This is a genomic window from Sulfuricurvum sp. RIFOXYD12_FULL_44_77 (assembly GCF_001830725.1).
Lineage (GTDB): Bacteria > Campylobacterota > Campylobacteria > Campylobacterales > Sulfurimonadaceae > Sulfuricurvum > Sulfuricurvum kujiense_A.
The window spans coordinates 1-2,129 of the sequence record NZ_MIBU01000034.1; the positions used below are offsets into that span (position 1 = coordinate 1).

Consider the following 2,129-nt stretch of genomic DNA (forward strand, 5'->3'; position numbering starts at 1 on the left):
CTAAACTCTTCAAAAGCTTTTTTCGGGAGAGGTTTGGAGAAATGGTACCCCTGTATTTCATCGCATTGCTGTTCGCGAAGATAGTTGAGTTGGGCTATGGTCTCTACCCCCTCTGCAATGGTTTGTAATCCGAGCCGCTTTGCCATACTGATAATGGCCGAAACAATCGCTTTATCTTCGGGATCGATAGTGATGTCTCGGACAAACGATTGATCGATTTTGAGTTTATAAATTTTAAATTTTTTGAGATAGCTCAACGAAGAGTGTCCTGTTCCGAAGTCATCGATAGACATTCGGATACCCTTGGCGTGCAGTTCGTTCATCGTATTGATCGCTTTTTGCGGATCGTCCATCGCGATACTTTCGGTCAGTTCAAGCTCTAAATATTCCGGAGGCAATCCTACCTTGTCGAGAATATCGGCGATGAGGGAGGGGAGATTAGGTGCTCGAAATTGTACGGCAGAGAGGTTCACGGCCATAAGTATCGGTGTATATCCTTGATCGATCCACTCTTTTGCTGTTTGGATCGCGGTGTGCAGTACCCACTCTCCTATCGATAAAATCATCCCGTTCTCTTCGGCAATCGGGATAAATTCTGAGGGAGATATACTGCCGAGTTCAGGATGATTCCAACGCAATAATGCCTCAGCCCCAATAACGATACCTTTTTGGGTTGAAAATTGAGGTTGATAGTGCAATTGCAGCTGATTACGCTCAAGTGCATAACGGAGTGCATTACTGAGTTCAAGATTTCGGATGGAGTGGCGCTGCATTTCGTGAGTAAAGAAACAATATCCATTTCGCCCCTCTTTTTTAGCCCGATACATAGCCGTATCGGCATTTTTATAGAGAGCTTCAAAATCATGTCCGTCATTCGGGTAGAGAGCAATCCCGATAGAGCCGCTGATACACAGCTCATGCTCATGAATATAAAAAGGGTGCTGGAACGTATTTAAGAGTTTTTGGGCAACCTGTGTCGCTCCATCAACGTCAATATTGGGGAGAAGAATGATAAATTCATCACCCCCGAATCGGGCGATAGTATCTTCTTCTCTGAGGATCGTCTTGAGCCGTTTGGACGCTTCGATCAGTAAGCTGTCTCCACAGCTATGCCCTAACGTATCATTGATCGTTTTGAAATGGTCGAGATCGAGAAACATAACGGTGAAAGACATATCGTTTCTTTTTGCCAAACTCAAGAAATATTGGATTCGGTTGTCAAGTTTTAAGCGGTTCGGCAGACCGGTGAGTTCATCGTAATTGGCGAGATATTGAATCTGCTTTTCCGCTGTTGTACGTGCTTTCTCTTTCGAAAACTGATCCAGTGCAAAACTGATGTCCATCGCCATCTCTTCGAGAAGTTTTTGAGCCGCTTCATCAAAAGCATCTTTCTCTTGAGCATAAAGAGAAAAAATTCCTATGACTTTCCCCTCACGCGTCAGCGGCAGTGCGGCTGAAGAGCCCCAACCGTATTGTTCACCCAGTTTATGCCACGTTTGGGTTAATGAATCATTTTGAAAATCTTGACACCAAAACGGACGATTTTCTAGGAATGCGCGTCCTGTCGGACCTTGTGTATTAGGGTCGGACGGATCGGTTGAGATGGTGAATCCTTCGAGACAATCGGTTCCCTCTCCGTAAGAATTAACGATAGTAAGTGTATCGGATGAGGGATCGAGCATCCCGATCCATGCCATTTTCATCCCGCCGAAATCGATGGCATCACGACAGATGAGAGGGAAAAGCTCTGATTCATTGGTTGAACGGACAATCGCTTGATTGCATTGACTCAGGGCTGCATAGAGATTTTTCAACCGCTCATTCGTAGCGTTGAGCTCTTTGAGTTTTTGTTGTGTTTCGCTGAGCCAACCCAGTACGCTCTCTTCATTTCCGTATTTTAGAATAATGGGGTGTGAAAAGTCACCGCTTCCGATATGCATTATATGGGTGTGCACTTCATCTACCGAGCTTCCCAAGGTTGTTTGCAGTGTTCGGTGCAGACGCCAAAGCATGAATAATAAAAAAATCCCTATCAGTATAAAAATAATTCGTAAAATGAAAGCGGTCGTTTCAGCCGAATGAACCGCTGCTGAGGTACGAGAATTCATTAGATCGTAAAATTCACCGAT

Annotated in this window: 1 protein-coding gene; it reads right to left on the reverse strand. The window is 44.7% G+C overall.

Translation table 11 applies throughout. The features are described from left to right. Window positions 1–2,108, reverse strand: a 2,108-nt coding sequence (locus tag A2517_RS01735; protein WP_294893645.1) for an EAL domain-containing protein, incomplete at its 3' end; no start/stop codon positions are given. Between the last annotated feature and the right edge of the window lie 21 nt (window positions 2,109–2,129).